This is a genomic window from Mycobacterium sp. NGS50 (assembly GCF_059812545.1).
Genome location: NZ_JCALCW010000032.1, coordinates 23543 through 39656, shown reverse-complemented (window position 1 = coordinate 39656; position 16114 = coordinate 23543). Strand labels below are relative to the sequence as shown.

The 16114-nt window shown below is 67.3% G+C and carries 18 protein-coding genes; 13 read left to right on the top strand and 5 right to left on the bottom strand.

Features of this window, described 5'->3' with window-relative positions:
- The first annotated feature begins 68 nt into the window (after positions 1-68).
- Positions 69-641: a hypothetical protein gene (locus AC5Y36_RS20195; protein ID WP_500042756.1), complete on the top strand. Its 573-nt coding sequence runs from the start codon at positions 69-71 to the stop codon at positions 639-641.
- Here the strand turns inward: AC5Y36_RS20195 and AC5Y36_RS20190 are convergent.
- Both AC5Y36_RS20190 and AC5Y36_RS20185 read right to left on the bottom strand, forming a co-directional pair.
- A complete protein-coding gene (locus AC5Y36_RS20190; RefSeq protein ID WP_500042729.1) occupies positions 638-1477 on the bottom strand; it encodes a ribonuclease Z in 840 nt (279 codons plus the stop codon). The genes AC5Y36_RS20195 and AC5Y36_RS20190 overlap by 4 nt on opposite strands.
- A 96-nt stretch (positions 1478-1573) precedes the next feature.
- A complete protein-coding gene (locus AC5Y36_RS20185; protein WP_500042728.1) occupies positions 1574-2698 on the bottom strand; it encodes an FAD-dependent oxidoreductase in 1125 nt (374 codons plus the stop codon).
- 58 nt (positions 2699-2756) lie between these two features.
- Here AC5Y36_RS20185 and AC5Y36_RS20180 point away from each other — a divergent pair, with 58 nt between their 5' ends.
- Together AC5Y36_RS20180 and AC5Y36_RS20175 are read left to right on the top strand one after the other, a co-directional pair.
- The gene (locus tag AC5Y36_RS20180; protein ID WP_500042727.1) at positions 2757-3365 is read left to right on the top strand and encodes a TetR/AcrR family transcriptional regulator; all 609 of its coding nucleotides are present in this window, start codon (positions 2757-2759) and stop codon (positions 3363-3365) included.
- A gap of 78 nt (positions 3366-3443) precedes the next feature.
- Positions 3444-3872, top strand: coding sequence for a CBS domain-containing protein (locus AC5Y36_RS20175; protein WP_500042726.1), 429 nt, complete (start codon positions 3444-3446; stop codon positions 3870-3872).
- A 69-nt stretch (positions 3873-3941) separates the two neighbouring features.
- Here AC5Y36_RS20175 and AC5Y36_RS20170 read toward each other — a convergent pair whose 3' ends face one another.
- On the bottom strand, positions 3942-4556 hold the full coding sequence (locus AC5Y36_RS20170) for a type II toxin-antitoxin system PemK/MazF family toxin (protein ID WP_500042725.1): 615 nt from the start codon (positions 4554-4556) through the stop codon (positions 3942-3944).
- Positions 4557-4814: 258 nt separating this feature from the next.
- Here AC5Y36_RS20170 and AC5Y36_RS20165 point away from each other — a divergent pair, with 258 nt between their 5' ends.
- The 3 genes from AC5Y36_RS20165 to lepA all read left to right on the top strand — a co-directional run bounded on the left by AC5Y36_RS20165 (position 4815) and on the right by lepA (position 8205).
- Positions 4815-5435: a hypothetical protein gene (locus AC5Y36_RS20165; protein ID WP_500042724.1), complete on the top strand. Its 621-nt coding sequence runs from the start codon at positions 4815-4817 to the stop codon at positions 5433-5435.
- Positions 5436-5685: 250 nt separating this feature from the next.
- Positions 5686-6246 (top strand): hypothetical protein, encoded by a 561-nt coding sequence (locus tag AC5Y36_RS20160; RefSeq protein WP_500042723.1) that lies wholly within the window; start codon positions 5686-5688, stop codon positions 6244-6246.
- Between the two features lie 111 nt (positions 6247-6357).
- Positions 6358-8205, top strand: coding sequence for a translation elongation factor 4 (gene lepA / locus AC5Y36_RS20155; RefSeq protein WP_500042755.1), 1848 nt, complete (start codon positions 6358-6360; stop codon positions 8203-8205).
- 79 nt (positions 8206-8284) lie between these two features.
- On the opposite strand, the gene AC5Y36_RS20150 is transcribed toward lepA, so the two are convergent.
- The gene (locus tag AC5Y36_RS20150; protein ID WP_500042754.1) at positions 8285-10231 is read right to left on the bottom strand and encodes a glycoside hydrolase family 15 protein; all 1947 of its coding nucleotides are present in this window, start codon (positions 10229-10231) and stop codon (positions 8285-8287) included.
- Between the two features lie 357 nt (positions 10232-10588).
- Here AC5Y36_RS20150 and AC5Y36_RS20145 point away from each other — a divergent pair, with 357 nt between their 5' ends.
- The 7 genes from AC5Y36_RS20145 to AC5Y36_RS20115 all read left to right on the top strand — a co-directional run bounded on the left by AC5Y36_RS20145 (position 10589) and on the right by AC5Y36_RS20115 (position 14831).
- The gene (locus AC5Y36_RS20145; protein ID WP_500042722.1) at positions 10589-10804 is read left to right on the top strand and encodes a hypothetical protein; all 216 of its coding nucleotides are present in this window, start codon (positions 10589-10591) and stop codon (positions 10802-10804) included.
- Entirely contained in the window at positions 10801-10923 is a 123-nt protein-coding gene (locus tag AC5Y36_RS20140; RefSeq protein WP_500042721.1) for a hypothetical protein, read from the top strand. The genes AC5Y36_RS20145 and AC5Y36_RS20140 overlap by 4 nt, the downstream gene beginning before the upstream one ends.
- A gap of 29 nt (positions 10924-10952) precedes the next feature.
- Positions 10953-11045: an Ms4533A family Cys-rich leader peptide gene (locus AC5Y36_RS20135; protein ID WP_500042720.1), complete on the top strand. Its 93-nt coding sequence runs from the start codon at positions 10953-10955 to the stop codon at positions 11043-11045.
- Between the two features lie 99 nt (positions 11046-11144).
- On the top strand, positions 11145-12161 hold the full coding sequence (locus AC5Y36_RS20130; protein ID WP_500042719.1) for a sulfate ABC transporter substrate-binding protein: 1017 nt from the start codon (positions 11145-11147) through the stop codon (positions 12159-12161).
- A complete protein-coding gene (gene cysT / locus AC5Y36_RS20125; RefSeq protein ID WP_500042718.1) occupies positions 12158-12976 on the top strand; it encodes a sulfate ABC transporter permease subunit CysT in 819 nt (272 codons plus the stop codon). The genes AC5Y36_RS20130 and cysT overlap by 4 nt, the downstream gene beginning before the upstream one ends.
- Complete coding sequence (cysW, locus tag AC5Y36_RS20120) at positions 12973-13794, top strand: sulfate ABC transporter permease subunit CysW (RefSeq protein WP_500042717.1); 822 nt, start codon at positions 12973-12975, stop codon at positions 13792-13794. Before cysT ends, cysW begins: the two co-directional genes overlap by 4 nt.
- The gene (locus AC5Y36_RS20115) at positions 13791-14831 is read left to right on the top strand and encodes a sulfate/molybdate ABC transporter ATP-binding protein (protein ID WP_500042716.1); all 1041 of its coding nucleotides are present in this window, start codon (positions 13791-13793) and stop codon (positions 14829-14831) included. The genes cysW and AC5Y36_RS20115 overlap by 4 nt, the downstream gene beginning before the upstream one ends.
- Before the next feature lie 83 nt (positions 14832-14914).
- Here AC5Y36_RS20115 and AC5Y36_RS20110 read toward each other — a convergent pair whose 3' ends face one another.
- Entirely contained in the window at positions 14915-16111 is a 1197-nt protein-coding gene (locus AC5Y36_RS20110; RefSeq protein WP_500042715.1) for a PPE family protein, read from the bottom strand.
- Positions 16112-16114 lie beyond the last annotated feature (3 nt).

The following is a 16114-nucleotide window of genomic DNA, read 5'->3' as shown; positions in this document are numbered from 1 at the left end:
CGCCGCTGGCCTGGCTCGCCGCGGGCTCCCTGGCGTTGCTGGTGGGCGCGTTGGCCATCGGGGTGGCTCTGGGCGGCCTCATGCCGCTGCCGTACCGCTGCGGGTCGGCGGTGCTGGACTACATCGATGGCCAACGGACCGCGGTGCAGGTCATCGCTGTCGGCGTATTCGTCTCATCGGTGCTGCTGGGGGTGTACGCGGCGGCGGCCAGCTCCCGGATGCGCCAACTCGGGGCGAGCGCGACCGGCGCCGCGATCGCGCTCGGCGGCGGATTGCTGGCGGCCGCCTCGCTGGGTTTGGCCGGGTTGCTGAGCTGGGTGCTGTCGCGTCCGGAGGTCACCGGAGACGCCGCGGTGGTCCACGCGCTGTACTTGCTGGTGTTCCTCACCGGCGGAATCGGCCACATCGTGGCGCTCGGCCTGCTGCTGGCCGCGATGGCGGTGGCCAGCCTGACATGGGGTCTGCTGCCCAGGGCGCTGGCCTGTGCGGGCGTGGTCATCGCCGGGATCGCCGAAGCTGCCACCCTGGTGTTGGTGTGGCCGGAGATCGCGCCGCTGCTGCCCGTCGCGCATCTCGGCGGGCTGGTGTGGCTGATCGTCGCCGGCGCCCTGTTGTCGGACCGGGGGGCGTCGGGCGCCTAGGCGGGCCCGATCACCACCCGGTGCAGGTCGTCACCCAATTCGATGGTGCCGCCGAACTCCTCGGCGGCCAATGACCGCCACTGCTCCTCCTGCCCGGGCGCGATGGTGGGCACATAGTGGGTCAGGATCAGCGTGCCCACCCCGGCGCGGCTGGCGGTCGCGGCGGCCTGCTGCACCGACGAGTGGTAATCGCAGATATCCCGGAGCCGTTGCTGCGGTAGCAGTTCGATCAGGTCTTTGCGGATCACGGTGTGCACCAAGGCATCCGCTCCGGCCGACAGATCGTCGAGGCCGGCGCAGGGCACGGTGTCCCCGGCCAGCACCACCGCGCCAGCCTGGTGTTCGACGCGGAATGCGATGGTCGGCGCCACCGGTCGGTGATCGGTCGGCGCCACCCGGATCCGCACACCGTCGCGATCCCACACCGAACCGTCGGTGTGCTCGCGCACCCGCACCGGCGGCGGCGCGGTCAGGTCATCGTGATGGGCGATCCGGTAGCCGATGTCGTGGCCGAAGGCCTTCAGCGTCGCATCGACCACTTCCGCGGTGCCGGGCGGTCCGATGATCGGCAGCGGCGTCGGGTCCGGCGTGAACGTGGTGACCCATCGGCTGATGATGACGTCCCCGAGATCAGCGATGTGGTCGCTGTGCAGATGGGTCAGCAACACCGCCGACAGGCCGTTCGCCGCCCCGCCGGCCGCCGCCAACCGCTGCAGCACCCCGCGCCCACAGTCCACCAGGAACACCTGACCGCCGGTGCGGATCAGGGTCGACGGTCCCGCCCGGTTCGGGTCGGGAATCGGACTTCCGGTGCCTAACAGCGTGACTTCGATCATCGAGGCGACGTCTCCTCAATCCACGGGGGCCGGACACCCCATTCCTATCGCGTCGGCGGGGGAGCGCACCCGCACTTGGCGCAGATCGCCGGCCGGCTACGAGGCCCGGCGGCCCCACCGGGTCGCGGCCGCGGCCATCGGCCACAGCCGGCTGGTGACGTCGCGGATCAGGATTCCGGTTCGGGTGGCCGGGACGAGCAGCCCGGCGGCGAGGCTGACGGCGTTCTCCTTGGCGTCTCGCTGCGGGCGGTGCCGGGTCTCGTAGTCGCGCAGCCCGGACGCGATGTCACCTCCCACGGCGTCGGCCAGCGTGTATGCGCCCACCATGGCCAGGCTCGACCCGTCGCCGAACAGTGAGACGCACGACGCGGCGTCGCCGACCAGCCCGATCGGGCCCTGCGACCACCGAGGTACCCGCACCCTGCTCACCGAATCGAAATAGAGGTCGTCGGCCAGCCGGACCCGGTCCAGCAACTCCGGGACCCGCCACGCGGCGCCGGCATAGGCGTCCAGCAGCAACCGCTTGTGCTGCTCGGTGTCGCGATGGTCGAAGTGCGCGACGGCGGGCGCGCGGAACATGAACGCCACGATCGCCCGGCCCCGAGCGGGGTGGATGGCCACCGCCCGGCCCGGGGTGTTGTACATCACCAACTCGGTACCGGTCTCGCCGTCCAGCGGCATGGTGGCGACGTAAATGCCCAGGTGGTGTACGTAGTCGCGCTCGGGACCGAACGCCAACGCGCGCACCGCCGAATGGGTGCCGTCGGCGCCCACCACCAGGTCGAACCGGCGCTGCTCGCCGCTGTGCAAGGTCGTCCGCACACCGTCGCCGTCGCGGTGAAGTGCGGTGATCCAGTCGCCGAATCGAAACGCGGCGTCGTCGCCGACCGCAGCACAGAGCGCCCGGGCCAGATCCGCCCGCGGCAGCTCGACATCCGCCGGTTCGGCCCATGTCGCCGTCATATCGACCCGACCGACCACGCGCCCGTTGCCGTTGACCAGCACCATGTCCCGCACGCCGGTGGCGCAGTCCCGCAGCGTGCCCCAGATGCCCATTCGCTCGGCAACCCCGACCGCCTCACCGCGCACGTCGACCGGGCTTCCGCTGGACCGCGCGCCCGCGGCGCGCTCCACCACGGTCACCTCGAAGCCGCGCCGCGCCAGCCAATACGCCGTCGTCGCACCCGCGATACCGCCACCGGACACCAATGCGCTTCGCATACCACCACCGTACGTGCAGTCAGTGTAAAATTGCAATGACTGCAATTAGGGAGGTGTCATGCCGTCGCTGCGTGATCGCAAACGGGCCCGGACCCGCCAGGCACTCGCCGACGCCGCGGCCGAGCTGTTCCTGCGCGACGGCTATGAGCAGACGACGATCGCCGATATCGCGGCCGCCGCCGACGTCAGCCCACGCACCTTCTTTTCCTACTTCGCCAGCAAGGAGGAGGTGCTGTTCGTCGACGGCGGCGCGCGGGTGCAGGCGGCGCTGGCCGCGATCGACGAGCGCGGCCCGGGAGAGACGCCGACCGGCGTCCTGCTGCGCGCGCTGCGGGAGGTCAGCCTGACCCATGACGACCTGATCGGGCCGACGGCCTCGCTGCGATTGCAGCTGATCCGCACGGTGCCCGCCGTACGGGGCCGGGCGCTGCAAGTGCAACAGGATGCCGCGGGCCAGATCGCGCGACGGCTGCGCGACGCCTTCCCCGACGACCTCGACGACGTCGAATCCGCGGCGCTGGTGGGGGCATTCATCGGCGCCATCAGCGGTGCACTGCAGGTGTTGGTGGGCGACCGTAGCGCGGCGGAGGTCGGCGCCGACGTCGACGCGCTGCGGGACCGGCTGAACCGGGCCATCGCCGTCGCGTTACGGCCCTGGACTACTTGAGCATTCGGCCGGACCGGCTTCCGCGGACGACGAGTTGGCGTAGCCTGGTGTGAACCGGATCACAGACCGGAGGCCTGGATGCGAATTGCGGACGTGCTGCGGAACAAGGGTGCCGCGGTGGTGACCATCGACCCGGACGCCACCGTCCGGGAACTGCTCGCCGGACTCACCGAACACAACATCGGCGCCATGGTGGTGGTCGGACCCGATGGCCTCGAGGGTGTGGTGTCCGAGCGTGACGTGGTGCGCGAGTTGCACGCGCACGGCGCCAGCATGCTGGCGCGGCCGGTGTCGGCGATCATGAGCACGGTGGTCGCCACCTGCACCAAGGCCGATTCCGCCGACGACGTCAGCGTCTTGATGACCGAGCACCGGATCCGGCATGTGCCGGTGCTCGACGACGGGCGGCTGGCCGGGATCGTCAGCATCGGCGACGTCGTCAAATCACGGATCGAAGAGCTCCAGGCCGAGCACGAGCAGCTGCAGTCCTACATCACCCAGGGCTGATTCCCAGCGTCGAGCGTCGACTTATGTCACGCTCCAACGCCGAAAGCGTGCATCACCCTGACACTCGCCTCAGCCCCAGGAGTATTCGGCGCGCAGCCGGGCGGCGATCAGATCGAACACCGGGCGGTCCAGGACGGCGCCCTCCCGCCGGATGCCCTCCTCGGGCACGTCGAGCACCCGGTCCAGGCGCACCCAACTGGGTCGGCCGTCGTAGTCCCACGGCCCGGCGCCAATCCCCACCCAGCTGGGATCACTCTGATGGCGGCTCTGGCTGGACAGCATCAACCCGAGCAGCGTCTGGCGGTCACGTCCGACGACCAACACCGGGCGGTCCTTGCCGCGGGTGGGATCGTCCTCGTAGACCACCCACGTCCACACCACCTCACCGGGATCGGCACGGCCGTCCAGGTCGGGCGCGTATTGCACCTTGCGCGCCCGCTGCGCGGTGGGGACGCCGTTGCTGGTCACCGGTCGACCCCCGGGGACGGCAGTGGGTGGCTCGAATATCCCGCTGACGATTGCTTCGACCCCGATCCTGATGCCGTGCTGCAGGCCGCGCTGGATGCCCTGCTGGACCGCGGGCGCCTGTTGCAGCTGGCGGATGAGCCGCGGACCTTCGTTGAAGACCAGGTTCTCGGCGAACTGCTGGACCGCTTTCCATGGGGTCTTCCGCGCGGAAGGCATAGTTCGAAGCATAGGCGGGTGTCACGGCATCGTCGCGTGGCCCGGATTCCGGGGGCGGTGGATTCGTGCTGCGGCCTTGCCGGCCGGGATTGATCCTTCAATTAAATGCCCTAATTAATAACCGATCTACTTGCTGTTAATAACGTGGGTGCAGATAAGTCAAATTACTTACATTGCTTACCTAAATTGATTTAACCAAACCTCTTGTTAGGGGCATAAATGGTTGTTAGCCTCTCATTAGGTTTAGAGCAGCGTTGCTTGGGGGACCTGCGGCGGTACGTAATCGGCCGCCGGACTTCGGGGAAAGGCCTGATAATGAACTTCAAAAAAATTGCTGTGCTCGGAAGTTTTGGCGCTGGCGCAGCCCTGGCACTCGCGCCGCTGGCGGCCGCGGCGCCGGCGGTCGACATCACCAGCACCCTCGACAGCGAGATCGCTTCGATGAACTCCATGTTCGAGTTCGACACCTTCCTTGCCGGCGTCAGCGGGGACGTCACCAAGGGCACCGGCATCTTCGACAGTGCGAATCCGTGGGATGTGATCACGCCTGGAGACGTGCATAGCGTCCAGGGCGACGGCACCACCCTGTTCGACTTTCTGATCTACGGAGTCAACCCCACCGTCGCCGGCTTGGCCTCAGACCCGGGTTCCTACAGTCTGTTCAACGGCGCCCTGACCGAGTTCGACGACGCGTATAACGTCATGCTGTACTCCCTGCTGAGCGGCGGCCAGTTGATTCCGGCCGATGAACTTTTCGGGTCCGAGAGCGTCATCAACGCCGCGTTGGGCACGGGCACCGCCATGGGAGCCATGGACGAGTTCCTGCAAGTAAGCTGGGGCGATCTGCTCGGGTACCTCGGGATCTTCATCCCGGCCTAGTCGTCCCTCGGAAACGAAGCCCCCGACGTGACCGGTCGGGGGTTTTCGCGTGTGGGCATGCCGCGGGGCCGGCGGCGCCGAGGAGCACTGACGTCAGCACGATCGCCGCACTTACCCACCTGTAAGCAGCCAACTTGCTGCAAACACGGCTCATTGTTAGGGTTTGTTCAGGTTACTGGCGGCGATGCCGGGGGGGACCTACCAGGCGGTACACAGACAACCGCCGGCGGACATCGTGAAAGGCAATTACATGGACATTCGCAAAATCGGCGTGGTGGGCGCATTCGCGGCCGGGGCGGCCCTGGCGTTGGCGCCGCTGGCGTCCGCGGACTCCGCCAGCACCGGCGTTGACTGGGGCCAGATTCTCGCCAGCGAGATCGCGTCGATGAACTCGATGTTCGAGAACCAGGCCGCGCTTACCGGTGTTGACCCCACCGACATCGTCAAGGGCGACGAGGCATACCCGTTCGACACCATTACCCAGGCGAACTTGCTGGACAACGAGGCGTTTGGCCAGCTGCTGTACGGCGTGAACTGGACGGACGAGATGGGCTCGCTCCCGGGTTCCTTCAGCCTGTTCAACGGCGCGCTGACGCAGTTCACCGACGGCAACAACGTGCTGCTCTACGGGCTGCTGAACAACGGCGACCAGATCGACCCGACCGCCTACAGCGACTATCTGTTCGGCGGAAACGCCTCGATCGTGGATGCGCTGGGCGGCGACAGCTTCTGGGCGGACGCCGGCAACTTCTACATGAACGGCTTCAACGATATCCTGGGCTACTTCGACATCCCGTCGCTAGACATCTAGCCCTCACTTCGAAACGACGCCCCCGGAGGATCACTCCGGGGGTTTCGTTTTGCGGGCGTCGCCTCGCTACCCTGACTAGGCAGTAGGCCCGCACCACCCGTTCACCAGGAGATTCCCATCAGCAGTTTCGCCGACCAAACCTTCACCGCGCCGGCGCAGATTCGGAACTTCTGCATCATCGCCCACATCGATCACGGCAAGTCCACGCTGGCGGACCGGATGCTGCAGCTCACCGGCGTCGTCGACGAACGGTCGATGCGTGCCCAGTACCTGGACCGGATGGACATCGAGCGGGAACGCGGCATCACCATCAAGGCGCAGAACGTGCGCCTGCCGTGGACGGCAAACGACGAGAACTACGTCCTGCACCTGATCGACACCCCCGGCCACGTCGACTTCACCTACGAGGTGTCCCGCGCCTTGGAGGCCTGCGAGGGCGCCATCCTGCTGGTCGACGCCGCTCAGGGCATCGAGGCCCAGACCCTGGCGAATCTGTACCTGGCGCTGGACCGTGACCTGACCATCATCCCGGTGCTCAACAAGATCGACCTGCCCGCCGCCGACCCGGAGCGCTACGCCGCCGAGCTGGCCCACATCATCGGCTGCGAACCCGAAGATGTGCTCAAGGTGTCCGGCAAGACCGGCGAGGGTGTGGCCGAACTGCTCGACGAAGTCGTCAAGCAGGTGCCGGCGCCCACCGGGGACGCCGACGCACCCACCCGCGCGATGATCTTCGACTCGGTCTACGACATCTACCGCGGCGTGGTCACCTACGTCCGCGTCGTCGACGGCAAGATCACCCCCCGCGAGAAGATCGCGATGATGTCCACCGGGGCCACCCACGAACTGCTGGAAGTCGGCATCGTGTCCCCGGAACCCAAACCCGCCGCGGGCCTGGGCGTCGGCGAAGTCGGCTACCTGATCACCGGCGTCAAGGACGTCCGCCAATCCAAGGTCGGCGACACGGTCACCACCGCCCGCAAGGGCGCCACCGACGCGCTCACCGGCTACCGCGAACCCAAGCCGATGGTGTACTCCGGGCTGTACCCGGTGGACGGGTCGGATTACCCGAACCTGCGTGACGCGCTGGACAAGTTGCAGCTCAACGACGCGGCCCTGACCTACGAGCCGGAAACCTCGGTGGCGCTGGGCTTCGGCTTCCGCTGCGGCTTCCTGGGCCTGCTGCACATGGAGATCACCCGCGAGCGCCTGGAGCGCGAATTCGACCTGGACCTGATCTCCACCTCACCCAACGTGGTCTACCGGGTGATTCGCGAGGACGACACCGAGATCGTCGTCACCAATCCGTCGGACTGGCCGGAAGGCAAGATCCGCACCGTCTACGAGCCGGTTGTGAAGACCACGATCATCGCGCCCAGCGAATTCGTCGGCACCATCATGGAGCTGTGCCAGTCGCGGCGCGGCGAACTCGGCGGCATGGACTACCTGTCGCCGGAGCGCGTCGAGCTGCGCTACACCATGCCGTTGGGCGAGATCATCTTCGACTTCTTCGACTCGCTGAAATCCCGCACCCGCGGCTACGCCAGCCTGGACTACGAGGAGGCCGGCGAGCAGGAGGCTGACCTGGTCAAGGTGGACATCCTGCTGCAGGGCGAGGCGGTGGATGCGTTCAGCGCGATCGTGCACAAGGACGGCGCGTCGGCCTACGGCAACAAGATGACCACCAAGCTCAAGGAACTCATTCCCCGCCAGCAGTTCGAGGTTCCGGTGCAGGCCGCCATCGGCTCGAAAATCATTGCCCGCGAGAACATCCGTGCCATCCGCAAGGACGTGCTGTCCAAGTGCTACGGCGGTGACATCACCCGTAAGCGCAAACTGCTGGAGAAGCAGAAGGAAGGCAAGAAGCGGATGAAGACCATCGGGCGCGTCGACGTGCCGCAGGAGGCCTTCGTCGCGGCGCTGTCCACCGACGCCGCGGCGGACAAGCCCAAGAAGTAGCGGCCGCCGAGCGTGCGGATTGATCCGCCCGGGGCGGCGTGTCGCGGATAAAACCCTACAGTCGGCGACGGCCGCCGAACTACATCGGCGCGTTGGCCGGCTGGAAGGTACCGGTGCTTTCGGCTTCCTCCTCGGCGCGGATGACGTGCACCACCGCGTTGATCAGCGCCAGGTGGGTGAACGCCTGCGGGAAATTGCCCAGATGCCGCCCGGTGCGGGGCTCGATCTCCTCGGCGTAAAGGTGCAACGGGCTGGCGAAGGACAGCAGCCGTTCGCACAGATGCTTGGCGCGGCTGACCTCGCCGATCTCCACCAGCGCCGACACCAGCCAGAACGAGCAGATCGTGAAAGCGCCTTCCTCACCGGATAACCCGTCGTCGGTCTCCTCGGTGCGGTAGCGCAGCACCAGGCCGTCCTCGGTGAGCTCGTCGGCGATCGCCAGCACCGTCGCGCGCACGTGCGGGTCATCGGGCGGCAGGAACCGGGTCAGCACGGCCAGCAGCAGCGAGGCATCCAAAGCGTCGCTGCCGTAACGCTGGGTGAACACCCCGCGAGAATCCACGCCGTGCTCGAGGATGTCGGCCTTGATCTCGTCGGCGATGGCCCGCCACTGCTGGGCGTAGCTTCGCTCACCTTGCCGCTCAGCGAGTTTGGCGCCCCGGTCCAGCGCCACCCAGCACATGATCTTGCTGGAGGTGAAGTGCTGTGGTTCGCCGCGCACCTCCCAGATGCCGCGGTCGGGCTGACGCCAGTGCTTGACGGCCTGCTCGACCTGTTGCTTGAGCACCGGCCACAGCGTTTCCGGCACCTGCTCGCGCGACCGGGCATGCAGATACACCGAGTCCAGCATGGTGCCCCAGATGTCGTGCTGGGTCTGGTTGTAGGCGCCGTTGCCGATGCGCACCGGACGGGAATGGTCGTATCCGGACAGATGGTTCAGTTCCTCCTCGACCAGACTGCGTTCGCCGCCGACGCCGTACATCACCTGCAGTTGATGGCGTTCCCCGTTGTTGGCCCCCGACACGTCGGCGATGAACGAGAAGAAGTCGTCGGCCTCGCGGTCGAGCCCCAGCGTGTACAGGCCCCACAGCGTGAACGCCGAATCTCGCACCCAGGAGTACCGGTAGTCCCAGTTGCGTTCGCCTTGCGGCGTCTCGGGCAGCGAGGTGGTGCTGGCGGCCAACAGGGCGCCGGTCGGCGAGTACGTCAGGCCCTTCAGCGTCAGCGCGCTGCGCTGCAGGTAGGCCCGCCACGGGTGGTCGGGGAAGTTCCCGATGTTGATCCACTGACGCCAGAACTCGGTCGTGTTCCACAGCTTGTCGGTGGCCTCCTGGTAGGTCTGCGGCGCCGGGTGCCGCGACCAGCTCAGCGCGACGAACACGTTGTCGCCCTCTTTGAGGCGGGTGCGGGCGCGGGCCTCCCGGCCCTCCAGGCCCAGGCGCAGGTTGGTGGTCAGCCGCAGTGTCGGCTGGGTGTCGGGGCTCTTGGTGGCCCGCGCGACGGCTTCGCTGTAGCCGTTGGCCGAGTACTCCCATTCGGTGCCGGTCCGGTGGTAGTCGAAGGCCGGTTCGCAGCTCATCACCAACTCGACAGTGCCGCTCACGCAGCGCACGCTGCGCAGCAGGATGTGCTCGGCGTCCCAGTCCATCGGGGTGCGGCGGTGGGTGCGGGAGCGGGTGTCGATGTCATGCCAGGGCCCCATCACCAGCGCATCGCGCACGATCAGCCAGCCGGTGTGGGTCTGCCACGTGGTTTCCAGGATCAGGCTGCCGGGCAGGTAGCGACGGGCCGAAGGCACCGAGACGCCGTAGGGGCCCAGCCGGAAGTGGCCGGCGCTGCGGTCCAGAACCGCGCCGAAAACGCTCGGCGAGTCCGGCCGCGGGACGCACAGCCATTCCACCGACCCGGCTGCCGAGATCAGGCACGTCGTCTCGCAGTCGGACAAGAACGCGTAGTCGGCGATGGGCGGGAAGGGGTTGCGCAGCGCTCCGCTCGAGGTGAAGGGCACCGGGTTGGCGCCGATCAGCGGCGCCCCGGGGAACTGCTGGGCGGAATGGCCGTCGACGGCGGCGTCGGCGTTGGCAGCATCCTCGGCGTCCTCGGCATTGTCGGCATTGTCGTCGGCAGGCTCGGCGTGCAGGACCATGCGGCCATCATCTCTGCCGACCCGCCCGTCGTCTACCGATTGGGTTGGTTTTCGTCAGACTGGCCGCTGGCGTTGATGGCGGCGACCGCTGCGCCCGGCTGCGCCGCGCGTGCGATCGCCGCTGGCTTGATGGCGGCGGCCCCGCTGCGCCCGGCTGCGCCGCGCTTGCGATCGCCGCTGGCTTGATGGCGGCGACCCGCTGCGCCCGGCTGCGCCGCGCTTGCGATCGCCGCTAAGGTGGGCGAAATGGACCGGTTCCTGAGCTGGTGGGATGGCGTCGAACTGTGGCTGTCCGGGCTCGGCTTCGTCGTGCAAACGTTCCTGGTGATGCCCGTTGTGCTGGTGATCGCCTACGCTGCGGCGGTGCTGTTGGACACCATGCTGGGCAGCGGTATCCGGCTGATATCGCGCACCCGGCCGCACGCCGACGCCAACGAAGTGCCGCTGCGATGAGCGCTCGGCGCACAGGCGGAGGGACCGGGCCCGGGCTGCCCCGATCGCGGGTCACGTTGGTACTGGTGGTCCTGATCCTGTTGGTGATCGCCACCTGGGTGCTGACGCACGCCGGGTGACGACGCGAGATTCTGTTAGGCTTCCCGGCATGTACGCAGCGTCCGGCAAGACCGAGTGCCACATCTTGGCGCTCATTGCCGTGGGAAATTGCGCTGTGTCCGATGTGCACTGTTGTCGCTGACCGGCATCCCGTCCGCGATGTGGCGTCCAGGGAGTTCGTGACGCTTGATCCCTTTCTCATCGCGGCCTGATTCTCGCCCAACTTTGTGAAAGGTCACCGATGCTCAACGCCCGTAGCACCGCCGCGCTGGTGCTTACCGCGACAGTGCTCGCGGCATGCGGTGGCGGTCCCAGCGACGTCGTGGGCGGCAACGGGAGCAGCGGCGCACACACCAGCGTGACGCTGGTCGCCTACTCGGCCCCCGAACCAGGCTGGAGCGCAGTGATTCCCGCGTTCACCGACTCCGACGAGGGCAAGGACGTCGAGGTGGTCACCTCCTACGGCGCATCGGGGGACCAGTCGCGCGGGGTGGCCGCCGGTAAGCCGGCCGATATCGTCAACTTCTCGGTCGAACCCGACATCACCCGATTAGTGCAGGCGGGCAAGGTTTCACCGGACTGGAACAAGGACGCCACCAAGGGCGTGCCGTTCGGGTCGGTGGTAACCCTGGTGGTGCGCAAAGGCAACCCGAAGCAGATTCGCGATTGGGATGACCTGCTCAGGCCCGGTGTCGAAGTGATCAGCCCCAGCCCGCTGAGCTCCGGATCGGCCAAATGGAATCTGCTGGCGCCCTACGCGGCCAAAAGCGAAGGCGGAAAGCATCCGCAGGATGGTTTGGACTTCGTCGGCAAGCTGGTCGGTCAGCACGTCAAACTGCGGCCGGGGTCCGGACGGGAGGCCACCGACGTGTTCATCCAGGGCAGCGGCGACGTGCTGATCAGCTACGAGAACGAGGCGATCGCCATCGAGCGGCAGGGTAAAGCGGTGCAGCACGTCAACCCGTCGCAGACCTTCAAGATCGAGAATCCGGTGGCGGTGGTGACCTCCAGCCGCCATCTCGACGTGGCCAACGCGTTCAAGAATTTCCAGTACACCGCCCCCGCGCAGAAATTGTGGGCTCAGGCCGGATTCCGGCCGGTCGACCCTGCGGTCGCCGCCGATTTCCGGGCGCAGTTCCCGATGCCGGAGAAACTGTGGACCATCGCCGACCTGGGTGGTTGGGCGACCGTGGATCCCAAACTGTTCGACAAGCGTGGCGGCTCCATCACCAAGATCTACACGCAGGCCACCGGATGACGTCGGCGAAGTTGTTGAGCCGGCAGTTGGGCAGTACCCGGCTGCGCGTCGGTACGGCGACGGTGTGGCTGTCGGTGATCGTGCTGCTGCCGCTGGCGGCGATCGGCTGGCAGGCTGTCGGCGGTGGCTGGGAGGCGTTTTGGCTGGCGGTGACATCGAATGCCGCCCTGGATTCGTTCCGGGTGACGTTGACCCTGTCGGCGGGTGTCACCGTGCTCAACCTGATTTTCGGGCTGCTGATCGCCTGGGTGCTAGTGCGTGACGAGTTCCCGGCGAAGCGGCTTATCGACGCCATCATCGATCTTCCGTTCGCGTTGCCGACCATCGTCGCCAGCCTGGTCATGCTGGCGCTGTACGGCCCGCACAGCCCGGTCGGCCTGCATCTGCAGCACACCGGATGGGGTGTCGGCGTGGCGCTGGCCTTCGTCACGTTGCCGTTCGTGGTCCGGGCCGTTCAACCTGTGCTGCTCGAAATCGACCGGGAGGCTGAGGAGGCCGCCGCATCACTGGGCGCCGGCGGTGCCACCATCTTCAGCACGATCGTGCTGCCGTCCCTGACACCGGCGCTGCTGACCGGGGCGGGGCTGGCGTTCTCGCGTGCCATCGGCGAGTTCGGGTCGGTGGTACTCATCGGCGGTGCGGTGCCCGGCAAGACCGAGGTGTCGTCCCAGTGGATCCGAACCCTGATCGAGAACGACGACCGGACCGGTGCGGCCGCGATATCGATTGTGCTGCTGTCGATGTCGTTCATCGTCCTGCTCGTTCTACGCCTGGTGGGCTCGCGGGCAGCGAAACGTCAGGAGCAGTCCGCATGACCCCCTCACCGCGGGTCCGCTACCTCATCCGGTTCCTGGCCCTGGGCTACATCGCGGTGCTGCTGGTGGTGCCGGTGGCGCTGATCCTCTGGCGCACCTTCGAACCCGGATTCGGCCAGTTCTTCGCCTACATCTCCACCCCGGCGGCCATTTCAGCGCTGGACCTGACGCTGCTGCTGGTCGCGATCGTGGTGCCGCTGAACCTGATCTTCGGGATCCCCACCGCGCTGGTGCTGGCGCGCAGCAGATTCCGCGGCAAAGGCATTCTGCAGTCCGTCATCGACCTGCCGTTCGCCGTCTCACCGGTGATCGTCGGTGTGGCGCTGATCGTGCTGTGGGGCTCGGGCGGCGCCCTGGGCTTCATCGAGAACAACATCGGCATCAAGATCATCTTCGGGCTGCCGGGCATCGTGTTGGCCACGTTGTTCGTCACGCTGCCGTTCGTGATCCGCGAAGTCGAACCGGTACTGCACGAGTTGGGTATCGATCAGGAGCAGGCGGCGGCGACGCTGGGCGCGAGCTGGTGGCAGACGTTCTGGCGGATCACGCTGCCGTCCATCCGGTGGGGTCTGACCTACGGTGTCGTGCTGACCGTGGCGCGCACGCTCGGCGAGTACGGCGCGGTGCTGATGGTGTCGTCGAATCTGCCGGGAACATCGCAGACGCTGACGCTGCTGGTTTCCGACCGCTACAACCGCGGCAACGAATACGGTGCATATGCGCTGTCCACCTTGCTCATGACCGTTTCCGTGCTGGTTCTGATCGTCCAGGTGCTGCTGGACGCTCGCCGCGCGGGCAACAAGGAGGTGTCCTCATGACCAACGCGATCACCGTGAAAGGCGCCAACAAGCGGTACGGCGATTTCGTGGCGCTGGACAACGTCGACTTCGTGGTGCCGTCCGGGTCGCTGACCGCGTTGCTGGGTCCGAGCGGTTCGGGCAAATCGACCTTGCTGCGCGCGATCGCCGGACTCGACCACCCCGACACCGGGACTATCACCATCAACGGTCACGACGTCACCGGGGTGCCGCCGCAGCGACGTGGAATCGGCTTCGTGTTCCAGCACTACGCCGCGTTCAAGCACATGACGGTGCGCGACAACGTGGCCTTCGGGTTGAAGATCCGGCACCGGCCCAAGGCCGAGATCGCCGAAAAGGTTGACAACCTGCTAGAGGTGGTGGGGCTCAGCGGATTTCAGGGGCGTTACCCAAACCAGCTGTCGGGTGGTCAGCGCCAGCGCATGGCGCTGGCCCGCGCGCTCGCCGTCGATCCGCAGGTGCTGCTGCTCGATGAGCCGTTCGGCGCGCTGGACGCCAAGGTCCGCGATGATCTGCGCACCTGGCTGCGTCGGCTGCACGACGAGGTGCATGTCACCACGGTGCTGGTCACCCACGACCAGTCCGAGGCGCTGGACGTGGCCGACCGGATCGCGGTGCTCAACAGGGGCAGGATTGAGCAAGTCGGTTCCCCGACAGACGTCTACGACGCGCCGGCGAATGCCTTCGTGATGTCGTTCCTGGGGGCGGTTTCCGCGCTGAACGGCGCACTCGTCCGGCCGCACGACATTCGGGTCGGCCGCACCCCTGACATGGCGATCGCCGCAAACGACGGTACGGCGGTATCCACCGGAGTGTTGCGTGCCACCGTCGACCGGGTGGTGGTGCTCGGCTTTGAGGTACGGGTCGAATTGACGAACGCCGCCACCGGCGGGGCGTTCACCGCGCAGATCACCCGTGGTGACGCCGAGGCGCTTTCGCTGGTCGAGGGTGACACGGTGTATGTCCGGGCCACCCGCGTTCCGCAGTTGCAGGAGGAGGAACTGGCTCCTGCTCAGGTTGGAATCGCCGCGGTCTGACCGCCCCGCGAGACTGAATCTGACGACGGCGCGACGGCGCGTCGCGTCGCCAGATTCCGAGTCGCGCGTTGTGGTCTCGGCCGTTACCCGCCGACCGCGGGGCGGGGCATCGTGAACCGGTTGTCCCGCATCCGCAGTACCTGCTTGCGCAGCGGCGGCGGTGTCACACCCCGCATCGGGCCGACGGCCGGCGGCACGTGTTCGTTGGCGATGGCGACGTCTTCGGCCGCCCAGAGCGGAAGGGCTCGGAAGTTGTTTGCCTTGACCGGCAACGGTTCAGCGGCGGTACTGGGCGTAGCCGCGGGCCAGCTGTTGGGAACCGACAACCCGCCGACGGACAGCGCCCGCTCGCTGCTGACCACCGCCGGCCCGCGCACCCCGGCCGATCCGAGGGCCTGAGGCGCGGCGTCGACGAGTCGGGGTGTCTGGCCGGCCGCAGCGGCAGAGGCGCTCGACTCCAGATCGCTTTTCATCGAATAGCCGAGGTTCATCCACTGGAACACCGCATAGGGCACCCGAATCCCCGGGTCCAACGGCCCGAGGATGGTGTTGACCTGCGACATGAAGGTGATGAAGCCGGAGAAGGCATCTGCGGATGTGCCCGCCGCGGCGGTATTGGTCGCACCGGCCGGGGCACTGGATTGCAATGGCGCCGCCGATGTCAGCTGCACGGCGGTCTGGGCCTGCTGGGCGGCGGAGGTGCCGACGGCCTGGGCCACCGAACTGCCCTGGGCTGACTGCCCGGCCGGATTGGTGGTCTGTGGCGGCTGGTTGAACGGCGTCAGTGTGGCGGCCACGGAAGCCCCGGCGGCATAGCCATACATTGCGGTGGCGTCTTGCGCCCACATCTCGGCGTAGGCCGCCTCGGCAGCGGCGATCGCGGGCGTGTTCTGACCCAAGAAGTTCGTCGCCACCAGCGACATCAACAGCATCCGGTTGGCCTCGATGACCGGCGGCGGCACGGTCGCGGCGAACGCCGCCTCATAGGCCGCCGCGGCGGCCAGCGACTGGGCGGCGGTCTGCTCGGCCTGCGCGGCGGTCTCGTTCAACCACGCGACATACGGTGCGGCGGCGGTTGTCATGGTGGTCGCCGACGGGCCGCGCCAGATCTCGGTCAGTTCAGCGGTAACCGATGCGTAACCGGCTGCCGCGGTGCTCAACTCGGCGGCCAGCTGACTCCAGGACGCCGCCGCGGCCATCATCGGTCCGGATCCGGGACCGGAATACATTCGACCCGAGTTGATCTCGGGCGGTAGTGCCCCGAAATCAAGCACGACCATACC